Below are 16,991 nucleotides of genomic sequence, written 5' to 3' on the forward strand. Positions count from 1 at the left end.
CAATTCACCGGCGCCAGAGCGTCGGCTTCACGGCGCGCCGGCCGGGGTGATGCGCACGCCGAGGCTGGTGCGCTGGTCGACGGCGCCGAACAGGCGCAAGGTGTGGCGGCCGGCGTCGAGCCACACGGTCGTCGCGGGGCTACCTGCCCGAAGGGTCAGCGTCGGCTCCGAATCGCAACCGCCGCAGGACCGCAGGGCCAGCTTGTTGGCGGTGCTGTCGCCGAACAGCTCGACGGTGTATTCGCCGGCGTCGGGGATGGTGACGGTGCGGAAGACGACGACGACGTTGCCGCCGTAGGGGCCGACGGCGTCGGGCTGGTCGCAGGCGATCGGGCGCTGCTCGGCGATCCGGCCGTCGCGCCACGAGAGCTCGGGGGCGGCGCACTCGACCAATTTGGCGTCGTAGGCCGGGTGGGCGCAGCGATTCGAGGCGACGTTGAACTCGCGGACGAGCTCCGCGAGCGAGGCGCCGAAACCGGCGACGAAGGCGCGGTCGATGTCGTCGACGTCGGCTGCCAGACCGATGTCGTCGACGACGCGCAGGTAGGCGTCGAGGCCGTGCGTCCGGATCAGGAAGGCGACGAACGCACCGGCGTGCGGATAACCGCCGGCGATGCCGAAGAGCTTGTTCGTCGGGGCGCGCAACAACGGCTCGATCGGGTCGAGCAGCGGGGCCTCGTCGGCGTCGATGCCGGCGCCGAGGCCCTGATAGGCCGTCGCCAGGCCCTCGCTGAAGAAAGAGAGGGAGCGGCCGAGCGGGGCCGCCACGGTGTGCACGAACTCGTGGTTCATCGGCAGGAGTCGCGCGAAGAAGACGCCGTTGCGGGCGCACCCGTCGGCGCCCTCCTCGCAGGCGGTGCGGGCGACGAATTCGTCGCGCTCGAGCCAGTAGGCGAGCAGGCGGTCGTCGTCGGTCGGCGCCTCGAGGCCGAGCTCGGCGGACAGCAGCGCCACGAATTCGTCCATGTGGGCCACGCTGCCGGCGCACAGCTCGAGGCCGGGATCGACGGCGATCCGGACGTGCTGGCCCTCGTGGGTGACCTCGGGGAGCTCGCGGCAGCCGCACGCGAGCGCGCAGGCGAGGGCGAGGTGGCGCGTCACGGCGCTTGCCTCACGAAGGTGACGCCGAGGTCGTCGATGAGGGCGATGTCGCGGCGGCCGTCGCCGTCCACGTCGGCCGCGTCGAGCCGGAGGACGCCGCGCGCGCTCCAGCGGTGGCGGAGGATCCGGAGGCCGTCGGCGCCGCGACCGATGTGCAGCGCGCCGAGGCCGTTGACGCCCTCGCTCGCCGCCAGCAGCTCGTTCCAGCCGTCGCCGTCGAGGTCGGCCGCGGCGATCGCGGTGACGCCCGTCGGAGGCAGAGGGCGCGGCGGGCCGCCGGTCGCGCCCGCGCCCGGGACCAACAGGAGCCGGTGGGCGCCGTCGACGAGCGCGAGGTCGGTGCGACCGTCGCGGTCGAAGTCGGCGGCGGCCAGTTGATACGGATTGACGGCGGTCCACGCTCGCGGCGCGGCGAAGGTGCCGTCGCTGCGACCGGCGAGGACCTGCGTACCGTCGAGGCTGACGCTCACGAGGTCGAGCCGGCGGTCGCCGTCCATGTCGGCGACGGCCTCGATCCACGCCTCGTGCTCGACGGCGGTCCGCCGCGCCCCCGCGAAGGTGCCGTCGCCGCGGCCGGCGAGGATGGTGAGCTCGATCCGTCCGTAGCGGTCGGCGAGCAGGTCGAGCGCGCCGTCGCCGTCGAGATCGACCGCGCGCACGTGATGGTCTTCGGGCGCGAGCGTGGCGATCGACGCGAACACCGGGGCGTCGCCGTCGAGACGGACGCGCAGCAGCTCGCAGCCGTCGGGGCGCAGCACGGCGAGGATCAATTCGTCGGCGCCGTCGCTGTCGAGGTCGGCCAGCACCGCGTGACGGGCGGACCCGACGAGCCGGTCGTCCGCGTCGAAGCGCTCGAGCGGGCCGAAGCCGCCGCGCCCGTCGGCGCGCGCGCGCGCGAGTCGGTCGCTCAGCCCGAGCAGGTCGGCGGCGCCGTCGCCGTCGAGGTCGCCGATGAGCAGCTCGAGCGCTTCGTCGAGCCGGACGCTCGCGGTCTCGACGAGCCCGGAGCCGAGCGCGAGCGCGGACACCTCGAGGTCGCCGGTGTCGGCGGAGACGAGCGCGAGCCCATCGTCGAGGCGGGCGAGCGCGGGGATGTCTTCGGCGGCCAGCGCGAGCGCGGCCCCCGGCTCCCACGCGCCGCCGGTCGCCAGCCAGGGCTCGAGGCGCACGTGGCCATCCTCCTTGTCGGTGACGAGGACGTCGATCGCGCCGGCGCCGTCGAGGTCGACCGGATCGATCTGCCGGCACGGCGCTTCGCCGAGGCGAACCGGCGCGCCCGGTGTCGGCGCGAACACGTCCGGGACCGCGAAGACACCCTCGCGCGCGCACAGCAACGCGTCGAGCCGGCCGTCCTCGTCGAATTCGACGGCGTCGAGGTCCCACAGCGACAGCGGGTCGAATTCGAGGGGGCGCGGCGGATCGGCGAGGCGATCGAACACGAGCAGGCCGGTGGTGCCGCCGAGGATCAGGCCGACCTCGGCGTCGCCGCGATCGACGACGGCGAGCGTGGCACGCGGCGGCTCGAGCTCGAAGTTGACGAGGGTGGCGAGCCCGCCGGCGCCGTCGCTGTGATAGGCGCTCAGACCGCTGCCGTACAGGTTCAGCACCTCGTCGCGGCCGTCGCCGTCGACGTCGGCGACGGCGACGGCCGAGGGCGTGGCGATGAGCCTCGGGACAGGTTCGATCGGCCAGGTATCGTCGGCCTGCCGCAGCGCCGCGGTCATCTCGCCGAGGCTCCACACGACCACGTCGCGGCGGCCGTCGCCGTCGAGGTCGCCGACCCGCACGCCCTCGATCGGGTCGGCGAGCCCGGTCGGGACGAGGTCGAACCAGCCGCCGTCCGGCCGCCACAGGGCCAGCGAGCCGGGAGCGCCGCTCACCTGGGCCGCCATGACGTCGCGGCCGTCGCCGGCGAGGTCGATCGGCCAGGCGCCCGCGATGTCGGGCTCGTGCCAGGCCGCCGTGACGACCAGCCCCGGCGCCGGCGCCAGCGCGCCGAGCCGCCCGGGAGCGCCGTAGAGGAGCGTGTCCCCGTCGCCCGCGGCGATCGCCCGCGGGGCGGCGGCCGGGGCTCCGGCGGCGATCTGCCCGTCGCGAGGGTCGAGGCGCTGGATCGTGTGTGTCGTTTCGGACAGGACCCCGAGGACGGGTGGTTCGGCGGGCGGCGTGACGACCACCAGGGTGCGGGGCAGCGCCGCCGTCGGCCAGACCGCGCGCCCGCGCAGGTCGCCGCTCCCGTCGCTCCACAGCACGGTGACGGTGTCGTCGAGGGCGTCGGCGGTGGCGAGATCGGCGTGGCCGTCGGCGTCGAGGTCGGCGACGACGACGGCGTACGGGGCGTCGCCGACGGCGTGCCTCGGCCCCTTGTGCAGGCCGCCACGGCCGTCGCCGCGCAGGACCTGGACGGCGTCGGCGCCGGCGAGCGCGACGGCGAGGTCGAGGTGGCCGTCCCCGTCGAGGTCTCCGGCCGCGAGACCGCGCGGGTCGAGCCCGACCGGCAGCGGTGGTTCGGCGACCAGCCGGCGGAGGACGCTGACCGTGCCGTCGCCGGCGTTGGCGGTGACGAGGACCGGCGGCCCCGCGGGATCGAGGTCGACGGCCAGCAGCGCGCGCGGGGCAGCGCCGACCGGGTGGCGCTCGACGCCGGTGAAGTTGCGACCGCCGAGCCCGTGCAGGACCGCGACGGCGTCGTCACGCGGCAAGGCCGTGGCGAGGTCGAGGTTGCCGTCGCCATCGAGGTCGGCGGCGATCACCTCGGCGACCTCCTGGCCGATCGACCAGGTCGAGGTGCTCGTCGCGGGGCCGTCGAAGGCGGACCACGACACGGTCAGGGAGCCGGCCCGACCGCTGGCGACGATGAGGTCCCGGCGGCCGTCGCCGTCCAGATCGGCGTGGACGAGGGCGTCGGGCTCGAAGCCGAACTGGATGCGCACGGGCTCGTCGAGCGCGGGGCAGAGCGCGCCGCGATCGCTGCACGGGGCAGGTCCGCCGCACCCGATCGAGGCGAGCAGGCAGCCGGTGAACGCCGCGGCGTGGCGCTGGGAGAGCACGAGCAGGGTCGAGGTTACATCGCCGCGCCGACCAGGGCCATCGGGATCGCGGGCTCCGGACTCCTGGACCGAGGCGCGCCTGTCCTCGAACGGTCGACGGCCGGGCCGGGGTCGCGCGCGAGTTTCGAGCCGAGGACGAGCCATCGACGGACAGGTCGCGGCGTCGAGGCCGGAGCGGGTCACTTGCCTGTCCCCGAGGACATGTCGTAGTGCGAGGGCGCCGGGCGGGCCGCCTGCCTCGAGGGGGTGCCTGTCTCATGGGGCATGTGACGTCGAATCCGGCGAGCGAACAGAGATGTCCGATGGGACATGTGATGCGGGGCGGGCGGGGGCCGCCGGGCGCAGGAGGAGCGGCTGTCTCCCGGGCGTTGCAGGGCCGACGCGTGCCGCGCCGGGCGACCGATCTGCGTGAGACGCGACGGCGCCGTCCTCGCGGGGCCGAATCGCGCCGCGTTCACGTCGCGCGTGACACGGGCGCGTGAGCGGCGTCGGCTCGAGCTCCTGACTTCGGGGGCAGACGAGGCCCGTCCAGTCCTCGAGCTCATGGCTCATGGGACAGGTTAATTTTCGCGCCGGCGTCTTCGGTTGCGTGCTGGATACACAAATGGGGGCGTGGCACCCCATGTGGAGCTTGTCGAGGTCTGATGACCTCAAGTCAGATAACTGGATGCAACTGGGACGGACATTGAGAGGAACGGTGCTCGTGGGGCTTTGCGGGCTCGTCGGCTGCAGCGACGACGGGACGAGCGCGGGCTCGGAGACGGCGGGCGACTCGTCGACCACGGAGGTGGGGACGACGACCGGGGGGCCGGCGACGACAGGGGCGGTCCCGACCACGGGCCCGACGACGGGGATGGACTCGAGCTCGGAGGGCGCGACCGAGACGACGAGCGACGCACCGACGACCGGGGGCGAGCCGGTGTGCGGCGACGGCAACCTCGACGCCGGCGAGGCCTGCGACGACGGCGAGGGCAACGGGCCCGGTCAGGCGTGCAAGGCCGACTGCACGAGCAACGTGTGCGGCGACGGCGAGCTCGGGCCGGGCGAGGCGTGCGACAACGGGATCGACAACGGCCGCGGCGACGCGTGCACCAGCGAGTGCGCGGCCAACGTGTGCGGCGACGGGGTGGTCGGCCCCGGCGAGGGTTGCGACGACGGCAACCAGGTCGACGACGACGCGTGCACCAACGCCTGCGCGACGATCGCCTGCGGCGACGGCATCGTCAGCGCCGAGGAGGTGTGCGACGACGGCAACGCCGACGACACCGACGCGTGCACGCAGGCGTGCACGGCGGCGACCTGCGGCGACGGGTTCGTGCAGCCGGGGATCGGCGAGGCGTGCGACGCGGGGGCCGCGAACTCGGACCACGGGATGTGCACGTCGATGTGTCAGGTCGCGCAGTGCGGCGACGGCTTGGTGTGGAACAGCGACGGCGGGACCGAGGCGTGCGACGAGGGCGCCAACAACGGCACCGGCAAGACGTGCAAGGGCGACTGTACGCTCAACGTGTGCGGCGACGGCGACCCGGGGCCCGGCGAGGGCTGCGACGACGGCAACCTCGACGCCGGCGACGGCTGCTCGCCGCTGTGCCAGAGCGAGGGCTGCGGCAACGGGATCGTCGACCCGGGCGAGGGCTGCGACGACGGGGCCGACGGCGATCAGAACGACGGCTGCACCGACCTGTGCCAGCCGCCCAAGTGCGGCGACGGGTTCCTGCAGGACGGCGAGGCCTGCGACGCCGGGGCGAACAACAGCGACAGCGGGGCGTGCACGCTGCAGTGCGCGGCGGCGACCTGCGGCGACGGCCTGGTGTGGGCCAACGTGGAGGCCTGCGACGACGGGCCCGCCAACGGCGACGACAAGGCGTGCAAGGCGGACTGCACCGACAACGTGTGCGGCGACGGCTTCGTCGGCCCCGACGAGACCTGCGACGACGGCAACCAGAACAACAACGACGGCTGCACCAACGCGTGCAAGCCGGCCAGCTGCGGCGACGGCTTCGTCCAGCCGGGCGAGGAGTGCGACGACGGCAACCAGAGCGACACCGACGCGTGCCTGGTGAGCTGCAAGGCGGCGACGTGCGGCGACGGACAGACGCAGGCCGGGGTCGAGGAGTGCGACGACGGCAACGCGAGCGACACCGACGCGTGCCTGACGAGCTGCAAGGCGGCGACGTGCGGCGACGGCAAGGTGCAGGCCGGGGTCGAGGCGTGCGACGACGGCAACCTCGTCGCCGGCGACGGCTGCAGCGCCGGCTGCGAGTTCGAGGTCAACATGGTGTGCCAGAACCCGGTGCTGCTGACCCAGGCCGACCGCAACGCCAGCTTCAACGACGGCGGGGCGACGCTCCGCTGCGACCTCGCGGACTGGAACAACCCCGGGCCCAACGACTGGATCGGTCCCAACCTCTGGTACCGCTTCACCGGCGCGGCCGGGACGAAGATGCCGACCTCGCCGCCGCCGGAGTACTCGTGCGGCACGCACGCGTCGGGCTGGATGCAGGGCACCTACCCCACGATCCAGGACGGCATCGTCAACCGCACCGTCTGTTACCACTGGACGGGCAACACGTGCTTGTGGTCGAACCAGATCCAGGTCGTCAACTGCGGCAGCTACTACGTGTTCAACCTGCCCAACGTGGCGGCCAACTGCTGGCTGCGCTACTGCGGCGCCGACTGACCGCCACCCGCCCCGCCCTCACTCGGCCAGCGCGAGGGCGGGGCCGCCCGGCTCGTCGAGCAGCTGGCGCAGCGGGACGGCGGTGCTGTAGCGGTGGCGCCGGACGTGCGCGCCGGCGCAGGTCAGCACGGCGTCCCAGCGGCGCGCCCACAGGTCGGCGTCGATGCCGTCGCGCACGCTCTGGACCAGCGCGATCTCGAGGCCGACCAGGCCCTTCGGCAGCCATGATGCTTCGGGACATGTCCCCGAGGACCTGTAGGCGCGCTCGAACTTGTCGAGCTGCTTGCGCTCGCCGGCCTGGCTGGCCTCGAGGTCCGACAGCACGACGACGGTGGTCCGCTGCGGCTCGCGCCGCACCGGCGGCAGGTCGGCCAGCTTGGTGAAGAAGGCCAGGAGCGAGGTGCCGGGCCTGGGGGTGTAGGCGGCGGCCTGGTCGCGCCAGCCGTGGATCCGCACGGCCCGCTCCTCCTGCAGGCGGGTGCGCCGGGCCTCCTCGACGCCGTTGAGCTCGGCGACGCGGAGGGTCTGGGCGGCCTCGAGCTGCTCGACGCACTTCTGCTGGAACAGGCTGTCGGGCTTGCAGCCGGGGCACAGCACCGGCTCGGAGGCCCAGCGCGCGCCGAACTCTCCTGGCTCGAAGGGCATGTCGGGGGTGGTCGAGCGGTCGCTGCGGTCGGTGATCAGCAGGACGCCGACGCCCGACTCGGGCTCGAGGGTGGCGGCGTAGGCGACGGCGGCGTCGAGCTGGACGTCGGCGAGCTCGCCGTTGCTGCCGCTGCGGTCGACGCCGAACACGATGTTGCGGGCCGGGCGGTCGTCGGGTCGGCTCGCGGGGCCGAACTCGGCGTAGGCCTTGCCGAGGCGCTGGACGCACGGGGGGCGCCAGTCGTCGGTCCGGGTCGCGGGCTGCAGGCCCGACTGCCACCACAACAGGCCGCCGAGCAGGGCGCCGCCGAGCAGCAGGCCGCCGAGGGCGGCGAGGGGTTGAAGCTGGCTCACGGGACACCTCCGGTCATCTGCAGCGGGGCGTGCGGGGGGCTGGCGGGCGGCTCCTCGGCGGCCTGCAGGACCTCGACGGGGAGGGCGAGCGCGGCGGCGCCGTCTTCGTGGCCGAGGATCGTGGCGATGACGTCGTCGAGGGCCGACCACACGGCGACGAGCAGGCCGAGGGCGAGCACGAGGGCGATCGCGGGCGCGCCGAGGGCGATCGCGGCGAGCCACACGACGGCGAGCACGGCGATCCGCGGGAGGGCGGAGATCAGGCGCAGGACGCCGAGGCGCGCCAGCCAGCCGTCCATGGCGCCGACGAGCAGGCCGCCGGTGTGCGCGGCGACCCACGGCACGGCGAGGCCGAAGCCGATGAAGATGATGTTGCTGACCATGATCGAGGAGCCGACCAGGCCCTGCTCGGCGAGCACGAGGCCGCGCGAGGCGGCCAGCGCGGCGTCGAAGGCCGAGGCGCCGCCGAGCACGAACCACCGCAAGGTGCTGCCGCCGCCGCGGATGGTGTCGAACACGCCGAACCACACCTCGAGCACGGCCTTGAAGGCGGCGACGGCGACGTAGAACGACCACTCGGCGGCCCCGGGCGAGAGCAGGCCGAACAGGTCGAAGCGGTAGGGCGGCTCGGGGAAGACGTCGCGCAGCAGCAAGGTGGTGAGGACGACGTCGAGGGCGGTGAGGCCGAGGCCGGCGACGAGGGCGATCCGCTCGCCGAGCCGCATCGGCGGGCTGTGCGGATCGGCGGCCGGCGCTCGCGGCCACAGCCGCAGGCTGAGCCGCCACACGCCCTCGCCGGCGCCGACGAGCAGGCCGCGCAGGCTGCGGTGCCAGCCGAGCTGGACGCGCCGCAGCAAGGCGGCGAGCAGGAGGAAGCCGAACGCGAGCAGGGCGAACAGGCCGGCGCCGCGGACCGCCTGGCTGCCGGCGTCGGCCGGCGGCGGCAGCCACACGGCGAGGCCGAGGACGCTCAGGGCCGCGAGGCCGACCGCGAGCGTCAAGGTCCGCGTGCGTCGCTGGGCAGTGATGGGGCCGGGCGGGCCGGCGGTGCTGGAAGGAGTCGTGGTCATGCTGGCAGTCCTCCGACGCGCGGACGGCCCGCGCCCAGGCCCTCTCGCGCGCGTCACAGTGAGATGTCCCATCGGACATGCTCTGAAAATCATGCGGCTCGCGCCCCCACGGGCGCGGCCGGAGGTTGCACGCGCGAGCGGGTCGCGGTTATTCCGGGCGCCGGCGAGCGGCACGGCGGTCGGAATCAAGTGTCTCGAAGGACAGGCCGGAACTGCGCCGGGTCAGGCGCCGTCGTCGGCCTCGCGGCCCTCGGCTGGCGCCAGCGGCGGGAGGTCGAGCCACTCCGGCGGCGGTCGCATGCGCGCGGCCCGGCGCTCCTGCAGGGTGGCGATGACTTTCTGCAGCGTGGGGTCGTGCCACGGGCGGTCGTCGAGGCGGTGGCCCTTGCCGTAGTTGCAGCGGTTGCAGGCGATCGCCAGGTTGGCGATCGCGTCGGTGCCGCCGTGGGCCCGCGGGACGATGTGCTCGATCGAGGCGGAGGTCAGGGGGGCGCCGTCCTCGGTGATCGTGTGGCGGGTGTTGCAGTGGATGCACTTGCCGGTGAGCACGGGTCGCCCGTCGGCCGCGACGGCGCGCTCGAAGGTGCGATCGGTGGCGGCGCACCACAGCAAGAGCCGCTGCGTCCGACGCGAGCTGCCGCGACCGCCCCTGGTCCTCATGGCGCCTCGATCCGGGCGGCGCGCAGCTCGGCGACGAGGGTCGGCAGGAGCGTGGGCCCGGCGGCGACGACGTCGGCGCAGCCGAGCCGCCACGCGCTGCCGTCGAGCCGGCGGACCCCGCCGCCCGCCTCCTGGACCAGCAGCGTCCCGGCGGCCACGTCCCACGGCTGCAGGTGGTACTCCCAGTAGCCGTCGAGCCGCCCGGCGGCGACGTAGGCGAGGTCGAGCGCGGCGCTGCCGGCCCGCCGCACGCAGCTCACCAGCGGCACCACGCGGCAGAACTCGGCCAGGTTGTCGGTCTCGGTGCTGGCGCGCTGGTACGAGAAGCCGGTGGCGATAAGCGCCTGCTGCATGCCGGCCGCGCGCGAGGCGGCCAGGGCGCGTCCGGGCCGGGCGGCCCGCTCGAGCCGGGCGCCCTGGCCGCGCACGGCGACGAAGGTCTCGCCGCGGATCGGGTCGTGGATCACGCCGAGCCGCGCGCCCTCGTGGTCGCACAGGGCGAGCGAGACGCAGAAGTGCGGGAAGCCGTGGGCGAAGTTGGTGGTGCCGTCGAGCGGGTCGATCACCCACCGCAGCTCGCCGGGGCCGGGCAGGACGGTGTACTTCGGGTCATGTCCCGAGAGACCGGACTCTTCGGCAAGGAACGAATGGTCAGGGTGGACGCTGCGCAGGGCCTCGAGCACGACCGCCTCGGCGGCGCGGTCGGCCGAGGTCACGAGGTCGATCGGCGAGCTCTTGGTCTCGACCTCGAACACGCCCTCGAAGTGGCGGAGGAGCACCGCCCCGGCGGCGTGGGCGGCGGCGGTCGCGAGCGCGAGCTCCGGGTCCTGCATGCCGGCTACGTAGCACGCCGGATCGGTCTGCCGCGCGGAGCCGAGGCCGGCGCGGATCGCCGGGCACGGCGGACGGGAGCGCGCACGTGGCGGCGAGCGCGGCGAAGGGGCCCGCGGCGGCTGCGCGGGGCATGGCGGGCCGAAGCCCCCGCTCGTGGCTGGCGCGCGGCGCGCGGCGCCGGCCCCCGGTCGCCGGCGCGCGCGCGTCCCCTCGCCGGGCGGTCGCGCTGCCAGCCGCAACTCGGTCTGTTACGCTCGCGCCGGTGGTCAAGCAGCTCGATCCGCTCGACAAGACCCTGCTCGGCGAGGGCACGACGACGACGACGACCGCGCCGTCGACGACCCTGACGGACTCGGGCGAGCTGCTGGGCGGGCGCTACCGCATCGAGCGGTTGGTCGGACGCGGTGGGATGGGGGCGGTGTACCGCGCCGTCGATGCCATGGTCGGCGACGTGGTCGCGCTCAAGGTGCTCGACATCGAGATCACGCGCGCGCCGGAGCAGCTCGAGTGGTTCCGCCGCGAGGTCCGACTGGCGCGGCGGATCACCCACCCCAACGTCGCCCGCACCCACGACATGGGCGAGGCGGCCGGGACCCACTTCATCAGCATGGAGTTCATCGAGGGCACGACGCTGCAGGACGTGCTGCGCGTGCGCGAGGACGGCGAGCGGCGGCGCCTGGCCCTCGAGCCAGCCCGGGCCGCGCGGGTGATGCTGGCGGTGTGCGAGGGCCTGGCGGCGGCCCACGCGGCGGGGGTGGTCCACCGCGACCTCAAGCCGGCCAACATCCTGATCGAGAACACCGGGCGGGTGGTGCTCACCGACTTCGGCATCGCCCGCGCGCTCACCGACGAGGGCGGGCGCACGCAGGGGCTGGTCGGGACGCCGCTGTACATGTCGCCCGAGCAGGTCTCCGGCCAGCCGGTCGACACCCGCACCGATGTCTACGCCGTCGGCCTGATGCTGTTCGAGATGCTGACCGGGGCGCTGCCGTTCGCCGGCGACCCCGCCGCGGGGCCGGTGTCGCCGCTGACGGTCGCGCTGGCTCGCCTGACGCAGGCGCCGCCCGACGCGCGCGCGCTGCGGGCCGACCTGCCGCCGGTAGTGGCCGAACTTGTCCTTCAGTGCATGGCCCAAGAGCCAGGCGATCGCCCGGGCAGCGCGGCCCAGGTGGCGGAGCGGCTGCGGGCCTGGCTGCTCAGCGTCGGCGAGTCGGCGGCGCCGCAGGCCGGGGCGCCGCTGCTGGCGGCGATGGCGGCGGCGGCCCACCGCGAGGCGGAGACGATCGTCGGCACCGGGGCGCTGACGCCGAGCGCGACCACGGCCCCGGCGCCGTCGACCCTGGCGAGCGCGCGCCACAACTCCACCGCGGGCGGGCCGGTCGGCGCGGCCACCAGCGGCGGGCGCTCGATGATGCCGACCTCGTCGCTGCCGACGGCGGCGATGCGCTCGCTGGCGCCGGTGCCGTCGGCCGAGCGGGCGCTGGCGGTGCTGCCGTTCCGCTACCAGGGCCCGGCGGACCAGAGCTACCTCGGCGACGCGCTGAGCGACGAGCTGATCGACGTGCTGTCGCGGACGCGCGGCCTGCGGGTGCTCGGCAGCGGGGCGACGGCGCAGTACCGCGACAACCGCGACCCGCGGGCGATCGGCACCAACCTCGGGGTCGACGCGGTGGTCGACGCGACGGTGCAGTGCTCGCCGACGCAGATCCGCGTGCTCGCGCGGCTGGTCGAGGTCGCCAGCGGCACGCAGCTGTGGAGCGACCGCTTCGAGAGCCGCATCGAGGACGTGTTCGAGATGCAGGACCGGATGAGCAAGCGGATCGCCGAGGCGCTCCGCGTCGAGCTCAACACGGTGACCGCCCGCGGCGACGCGCCGGCCGAGGCGGTGGCGCTGTACCTGCGGGCGCGGCGGAAGATCACCAGCCTGCACATCCTCGGCGAGGACGGGGCGATCGAGCTGCTCGAGGCGTGCATGCAGCTGGCGCCCGAATTCCGCCCGGCGCTGGCCAGCTACGCGATCGCCTGCATGCGCGCGTGGTTCCTGCCGGCGGCCTCCGAGTCCCCGCCCGACCGCGACTGGGCGGCCGAGGCCCGCTCGGCGCTGGCCCGCGCGCTGGCCGACGCGAGCGACCTGGCCGAGACCCACCTCGCGCGGGCGATGCTGGCGGTCCAGACCGGCGAGTGGCGCGAGGCGGTGCAGGCGCTGGTGAAGGCGCTGGAGATCGCGCCGACCTACGCGCACGCGCACCAGTACCTGGCGCAGCTGCAGTGCGAGGCCGGCAACACCCGCGAGGGCGTGTCGCGGGCGCGCCTGGCGGTCGACCTCGAGCCGCGCCTGTTCGTCGGCCTGTTCGACGTGGCCCGGGTGCACGCGCTGCGCGGCGAGCTGAGCGAGTACGAGGAGGTCCTGAAGAGGATCGAGGCCGACGCCCGCTACCGCAACCCGACCACGCAGATCCGCCTGCGTGTGGCCGGCTGGTACGGCCACCTCGACAAGGTCCGCGACGTGCTCGACTCGGTCCGCGACGAGGTGATGGTCGGCTTCGCCAAGTTCTCGCTCGGCTACGCCCGCGCCCTGCTCGGCGAGCTCGACAAAGCCGGGCTCGACGCGTTCGTCCGCAGCATCATCGCCGACGGCGTCAGCCCGCGCCTGTACTCGCTGCTGTGCCAGATGGCGGTCGAGATCTACTGCGCCCGCGGGTTCTACGAGGACGCGCTGGTGTACTTTCAGAAGGCCGCCGACTCGGTGCTCATCGACGTCGAGTGGGTCGACCGCTGCCCGTCGCTCAAACGGCTCGCCAGCCTGCCGGGCTTCGGCGAGGCCCGACGCAAGGTCCGGGCCCGCGTGCAGTCGATGTGGAGCGTGTGACCGGCGCGAACTCGCCCCGCGTTCCCAGGTCGTGCTAGGAAGGGGTGAGGTTCGACATGGACACGCTCTATGAGCTGCTGCTGTTCCCCAACCGAGCCGAAGATCTCGACCAGTACCAGACGTACGATGTCGACTTAGAGCACTGGAAGGCGCTGTCCACCGAGTTCCGCGAGGTCTTTCGCGCGGTCTACGAGCGAGGGTCCAGCGCGGTGCTGCTCGTCCACGGGGCGCAAGGTACGGGTAAGACCCTGTTCAGCAAGCGCCTGGCTCAGGACTTCGGACGCGCGTTGCAGGGAGCCCGCGAACCCGACAGCGAGAACTTGTGGCACACCCTGGTCGGGGATACGCCGCCGAAATGGTCCACGATCGAGACTGCGACCCAGGGCTCGCGACTGCACCGCGTCGACCCGGTGAACGGGTGGTTGACCGCGCAACGGGCGATGGCCACGAACGACAAGAGCCGCGTCCGCGTGTTCATCCTCGATGATGCGCACAAGGACGTGTTCGTGTGCGAATGGGCCGGCCTGTCGCGCGAGGCGTACCTCCGGTTCAAGGCCGACAAGTCGGAAGGAGTGGTCCTCGAGTCCGTGGCGCAGAAGCTGGTGGAAGACTGCCGGGGTGATTTCCGGCGCAGCATCTTCCTTCTGCTCTCGAACGATGCCGCGCAGATGAAGGCGTTGAAGGCCCAGATCGACCGATCGCACGTCGGTCTCGCCAAGGTGCTCGAGCTGCCCTTGCCGGCGCCGGAGATCAAGGAGAAGATCATCCGGAAGAACACCAACCGGCTGAACCGAATGAGCTACTGGTGTTGCCTCGACGCCGCAGGGAAGGAGGAGAGGTGTTCTCTGTGGGACGTCCTGATGGCGTCCGACAAGGGCTTCACCGAATCTTTCGTGGCGGTGGACCGGGCGCTTCGCAGCGGCGAGACGCGGCGTGCCGGGCGGCCCGCGAACCGCAACCTCCTCACCTTCGTGACGCTCGGTGCACCGCCGAGCACGGTCCGGAGTTTCGTGGACGACTTCGAGTTGACCGCGGACGAGCACTTTCGCGGTGATCACCTCGGCGTGTGGTTGATGCGCGAGCAGTGGGCATCGAAGTTGTACATGGCGAACGATCCGCAGATGTTCCGGCGGGTTCGCATGCTGGAGTCGGAATTTGCCCTGCGCTGGGTGGCGCTCGACATGAAGGCCACCGCGCTGCTTTGCGAGCGGCCGCAGAGCTTTCTCTCCCTCGTCAACCAGAAACCGCTCGTGCAGTCGCTCCTCGACATCGTCCGGTTCTTGCCGTCGATCGCCAAGCCGGAGGAAGTGAAGAAGCACGGCGCCGTCTGCACGGCCCTCGACGAGGCCATCCAGCGGGATGCGAGCCTCGACATCGCCGATTTCACGCGCAAGTTCATGGAGATGGGCCAGTCCAGGAGCCGGCTCTACGAGCCTGCGCTGGGCCAGTTGCTCGGCTCGTACAGTCGCGGATTGGCCGCGTTCCCCGCGCTGCGGCCCGACTTCATCGTCGAGGAGTATCGGCCCTGTGCCGTCACTGCGGCGAAGGACCACGACGGCATCAAGGACGCCATCAAGCGGAGTTGCCACGTGATCGAGTTCACCGCACACGTGCAGAATGACATGCGCGGGCTCAAGGAGTACTTGCTCGGCAAGGTCGAGCGTTACGCGGTGTTGCTCGAGTCGGTCTGAGGGCGAGGGTCAGTTGCCGGCCTCGCACTCGTCGGGGCCGAAGGCGAAGCAGGCGCCGAAGCTGCCGCGGGTGGTGCAGTGCTTGATGCACACCGCCCCCTCGCCGCACACGTCGCCCGACCACTCGAGGCAGGTGCCGCCGCCGTCGCGCGAGGCGCAGCGGCGCGCGCACGCGGCCGAGGGGCCGCACACGTCCTGGCCCCACGAGGTGCAGTCGCCGTGGGTCGAGCGCGTCAGGCAGCGCTGGGTGCAGACCATGCCGGGGCCGCATACGTCGGCGCCGTAGGCCATGCAGGTGCCGTTCTGGGCCCGCTGCACGCAGTGCTTGGCGCACTTGTAGCGGGTGCCGCAGGCGTCGCGGTCGTAGGCGATGCAGGTGCCGTCGGTGCCGCGCTCCTTGCACCGCACGGCGCAGGCGAAGGCCTCGCCGCAGGCGTCGGCGCCCCAGGTGTGGCAGTCGCCGTAGGTGCTGCGGACGGCGCAGTCCTTGGCGCACACGGCGTCGGCGGCGCAGAAGTCCTGGCCGTAGGTGACGCACTCGCCCTGCGCGTCGCGCCCCTCGCAGGCGAACACGCAGCGCAGCTGGTCGGCGACGCACGAGCCGCGCGCGCAGGTGAATCCGCCCGGGCAATCGCCCGGCTTCTGACACCCGCCCGCGCGTGAATCGCCGACCGGCACGAGGCCGACGAACAGGCCGAGGAAGAACGCCGCCACCAGAGATCCGCGAAGCGCCACGGGTGCAGCGTAGCAGGCCGCAGGACAGGTTCACGCGCGGGCGAGGGCGCCCGTGCCGCGTGAGCGGCGCAGTGGCACGGCCCGGCCCCGGACGTCGGGAGCTCGAGCGGCCGCGAGGATCCGTCGATCCGTCCTCGCGCCGCAGATCCGGCAGGCTGGCAAGCGCGAGGAGGGCGGATATCGGCCAGCCAGGCTCGAAATGCCCCGGTCGCGGCACTGGTGGGGATCGCGGTGCCCAGATTGACTTATAAAAAATCAAGACTGCGGGTCGCTGTATTGCGATCGACAGGGCGGCTCGCGGCCGGCGCTGCTCTTGCGAATCCCGGCCGGACCTGAATGTCGACAGTGACTCGGGCCGTCGGCCGCTTCAGGTCTGCGGCAATTGAGCGACCGGGGCGGCGGCAAGCGCCGAGGCGTCGCGTTCGCGCAGCATCTCGACGAAGCGGACCTCGTAGGCGGCCCGCAGCTCGCGGTTGAGCTGGCGCGGGTCGAGGTCGCGGCCGGCGGTCTCGATCACCGGGAAGAACTCGACGCGGTACATGCCGCGGCGCTCGGGGACCTCGTACCAGGGCTGGTGCTTCATCAACATCGGCGGGTTGACCGAGATGAATGCGGGGACGATCGGGACGCCGGCGCGCACGGCGGCCTCGACCGCGCCGCGGCGGAAGCGTCGCATCTTGCGCTCCCACGAGCGCGACGCCTCGGGGAAGATCACCAGCGGGCGGCCGGACTGCAGGTGGGCGACCATGCGATCGACGACCGCGGGCATGTCGCCGTCGGAGGCTGTCTCTTGCGACATGTCCAACGTGCCCTCCGCGGAGGGCGACAGCGCGGCGCTGCGGTCGGTCCCGGGGATGTGGCCGGCATAGCGCATCAGCACGCGCAGCATCCACGAGCTGTACCAGTGCGGCTTGACCACCGAGGCGAGGCCGGGCGACAGACCCATGAGGATGAGGGTGTCGATCAGCGACGGGTGGTTGGCGATGACGACGTAACCGCCGCTGCGCGGGAAGTCGGGCGGGAGCTCGGGGCGGGTGTAGCCGACCAGCCGCACCAGGTGCAGGAACTGCATGAAGCCGCGGTAGACGCCGCAGATCGCGTTGTCCATGCGCCGCCGCTTGGCCTCCGGCGTGCCCGGCCAAAACGCCAGGAGCGGCAGCGCCAGCCAGCCGACGATGCAGCCGAACGAGAAGAAGCCGAAGAACGCGAAGGCGGTCAGGGGGATGCGCAGGAACTTGGGCACGCGAGGGGACTGCCTACTGTAGTCGCTGGCGAGGCCGCTGAGGAGGCCGCGCGGGGGCG

At 73.1% G+C, this 16,991-nt stretch carries 11 protein-coding genes; 3 read left to right on the plus strand and 8 right to left on the minus strand.

Annotated features, from left to right (window positions below):
- Positions 1-27: 27 nt before the first annotated feature.
- Together K7C98_RS18115 and K7C98_RS18120 are read right to left on the minus strand one after the other, a co-directional pair.
- Positions 28-1,101: a hypothetical protein gene (locus K7C98_RS18115; RefSeq protein ID WP_224192941.1), complete on the minus strand. Its 1,074-nt coding sequence runs from the start codon at positions 1,099-1,101 to the stop codon at positions 28-30.
- Positions 1,098-4,151, minus strand: coding sequence for an FG-GAP-like repeat-containing protein (locus tag K7C98_RS18120; RefSeq protein ID WP_224192942.1), 3,054 nt, complete (start codon positions 4,149-4,151; stop codon positions 1,098-1,100). Before K7C98_RS18120 ends, K7C98_RS18115 begins: the two co-directional genes overlap by 4 nt.
- Positions 4,152-4,848: 697 nt before the next feature.
- On the opposite strand from K7C98_RS18120, the gene K7C98_RS18125 reads away from it, so the two are divergent.
- Complete coding sequence (locus K7C98_RS18125) at positions 4,849-6,831, plus strand: DUF4215 domain-containing protein (RefSeq protein WP_224192943.1); 1,983 nt, start codon at positions 4,849-4,851, stop codon at positions 6,829-6,831.
- A gap of 18 nt (positions 6,832-6,849) precedes the next feature.
- Here the strand turns inward: K7C98_RS18125 and K7C98_RS18130 are convergent, their stop codons facing one another.
- From K7C98_RS18130 to K7C98_RS18145, 4 genes are all read right to left on the minus strand, one after another.
- Positions 6,850-7,830, minus strand: coding sequence for a hypothetical protein (locus K7C98_RS18130; protein ID WP_224192944.1), 981 nt, complete (start codon positions 7,828-7,830; stop codon positions 6,850-6,852).
- Positions 7,827-8,900, minus strand: a complete 1,074-nt coding sequence (locus tag K7C98_RS18135; RefSeq protein WP_224192945.1) for a hypothetical protein — start codon at positions 8,898-8,900, stop codon at positions 7,827-7,829. Before K7C98_RS18135 ends, K7C98_RS18130 begins: the two co-directional genes overlap by 4 nt.
- A 222-nt stretch (positions 8,901-9,122) precedes the next feature.
- Positions 9,123-9,560: an HNH endonuclease gene (locus K7C98_RS18140; RefSeq protein ID WP_224192946.1), complete on the minus strand. Its 438-nt coding sequence runs from the start codon at positions 9,558-9,560 to the stop codon at positions 9,123-9,125.
- Positions 9,557-10,393: an inositol monophosphatase family protein gene (locus K7C98_RS18145; RefSeq protein ID WP_224192947.1), complete on the minus strand. Its 837-nt coding sequence runs from the start codon at positions 10,391-10,393 to the stop codon at positions 9,557-9,559. Before K7C98_RS18145 ends, K7C98_RS18140 begins: the two co-directional genes overlap by 4 nt.
- A 263-nt stretch (positions 10,394-10,656) precedes the next feature.
- Here K7C98_RS18145 and K7C98_RS18150 point away from each other — a divergent pair, with 263 nt between their 5' ends.
- Positions 10,657-13,263: a protein kinase domain-containing protein gene (locus K7C98_RS18150; RefSeq protein ID WP_224192948.1), complete on the plus strand. Its 2,607-nt coding sequence runs from the start codon at positions 10,657-10,659 to the stop codon at positions 13,261-13,263.
- 56 nt (positions 13,264-13,319) lie between these two features.
- On the plus strand, positions 13,320-14,954 hold the full coding sequence (locus K7C98_RS18155; RefSeq protein WP_224192949.1) for a hypothetical protein: 1,635 nt from the start codon (positions 13,320-13,322) through the stop codon (positions 14,952-14,954).
- A gap of 9 nt (positions 14,955-14,963) precedes the next feature.
- Here the strand turns inward: K7C98_RS18155 and K7C98_RS18160 are convergent, their stop codons facing one another.
- Together K7C98_RS18160 and K7C98_RS18165 are read right to left on the minus strand one after the other, a co-directional pair.
- A complete protein-coding gene (locus K7C98_RS18160; protein WP_224192950.1) occupies positions 14,964-15,689 on the minus strand; it encodes a hypothetical protein in 726 nt (241 codons plus the stop codon).
- 367 nt (positions 15,690-16,056) lie between these two features.
- Entirely contained in the window at positions 16,057-16,932 is an 876-nt protein-coding gene (locus K7C98_RS18165; protein ID WP_224192951.1) for a lysophospholipid acyltransferase family protein, read from the minus strand.
- Between the last annotated feature and the right edge of the window lie 59 nt (positions 16,933-16,991).

The sequence above is a fragment of the Nannocystis pusilla genome, assembly GCF_020073745.1.
GTDB classification, from domain to species: domain Bacteria; phylum Myxococcota_A; class Polyangia; order Nannocystales; family Nannocystaceae; genus Nannocystis; species Nannocystis radixulma.

Excerpts from the sequence above, each read along its gene's own strand:
- K7C98_RS18145 (WP_224192947.1), bottom strand. The coding sequence starts at position 10,393 with ATGCAGGACCCGGAGCTCGCGCTCGCGACCGCCGCCGCCCACGCCGCC.
- K7C98_RS18155 (WP_224192949.1), top strand. The coding sequence starts at position 13,320 with ATGGACACGCTCTATGAGCTGCTGCTGTTCCCCAACCGAGCCGAAGAT.
- K7C98_RS18135 (WP_224192945.1), bottom strand. The coding sequence starts at position 8,900 with ATGACCACGACTCCTTCCAGCACCGCCGGCCCGCCCGGCCCCATCACT.
- K7C98_RS18140 (WP_224192946.1), bottom strand. The coding sequence starts at position 9,560 with ATGAGGACCAGGGGCGGTCGCGGCAGCTCGCGTCGGACGCAGCGGCTC.